The organism is Lentzea sp. NBRC 102530, from assembly GCF_030269365.1.
Classification (GTDB): domain Bacteria; phylum Actinomycetota; class Actinomycetes; order Mycobacteriales; family Pseudonocardiaceae; genus Lentzea.
Window position 1 is genome coordinate 1 of the sequence record NZ_BSTF01000047.1, and the last position, 1,119, is coordinate 1,119.

1 pseudogene is annotated in these 1,119 nt (G+C 67.2%); it reads left to right on the forward strand.

Annotated features, from left to right (window positions below):
* Window positions 1-74 precede the first annotated feature (74 nt).
* Window positions 75-1,096: pseudogene (locus QSK25_RS45210) on the forward strand (IS5 family transposase).
* The last annotated feature ends 23 nt before the right edge of the window (window positions 1,097-1,119 follow it).

Consider the following 1,119-nt stretch of genomic DNA (forward strand, 5'->3'; position numbering starts at 1 on the left):
GGACTAGAGGCTGTTTGAGGTTCGGATCTTGGTGGTTCTCGGTGGTGTGCTGGTCGGGCTGGTAGAACTCGGTTGTGGCGCGTTTTGATGTGACCGATGCCGAGTGGGCGTTGATCGAGCCGCTGGTGCCGGTGGCTGCCACGGGGCCGTTGCCTCGGCGGGTGCGGGATCAGTTCAACGGGATCTTGTGGCGGTTTCGCACCGGGTCGGGCTGGCGTGATGTGCCTGAGCGGTATGGGCCCTGGTCCACGATTTACTCGCGGTTCAACTCGTGGGCCAAGGCCGGGGTGTTCCAGGCGTTGATGGACGCGCTGATCGCCGAGGCCGCCTCCCGCGGGCAGGTCGGGCTGGAACTGGTCAGTGTGGACTCCACGATCGTGCGGGCTCATCACGAATCGGCGGGGCTGGCGATCGCCGGGGAGACCCTCGATGCACTGGAACAGGCGCTGACCGAGGAAAAAGGGGCTCCGCTGCCCGCTCAGAACGAGGTTCTGCGGGTGCTGCGCCGCGGGCCGCGCCGGATCAGGAAGACACGGGCGCGTCTGCCGATCAGGAGCGTGTCGCCTGCCGGCGGCGCCGCAAGGCTCGCGCGAAGGCGGCCGGGCTCGGCCGGTCCCGAGGCGGGCTGAGCAGCAAGGTCCACGCCGTGGTCGAGGAGCGCGGGCTGCCGCTGGCGTTCGTGCTCACGCCCGGCCAAGCCTCGGACTGCCCGCAGTTCCAGGCCGTGCTCAACCGGATCCGAGTCCCCGGACCGGCCGGGCGGCCCCGGACCCGTCCCGGCGCGGTGGCGGCGGACAAGGCGTATTCCTCGAAAGCCAACCGGGCTTATCTGCGGCGCCGCCGGATCACCGCCGTCATCCCGGAGAAGACCGACCAGCAGGCGAACCGGAAGAACAAGGGCTCCGCGGGAGGACGACCGGTCTCGTTCGATCCCGCGCTCTACAAGCAGCGCAACACTGTCGAACGCTGCTTCCAGAAGATCAAGACATGGCGCGGCCTGGCCACACGCTATGACAAGTCACCACAAAGCTACGAGGCCGGGTTGCACCTACGCGCGGCGATCATGTGGTTGAAAACCTTGACTCCAACCACATGATCCGAACCTAAAACAGCTCCTAG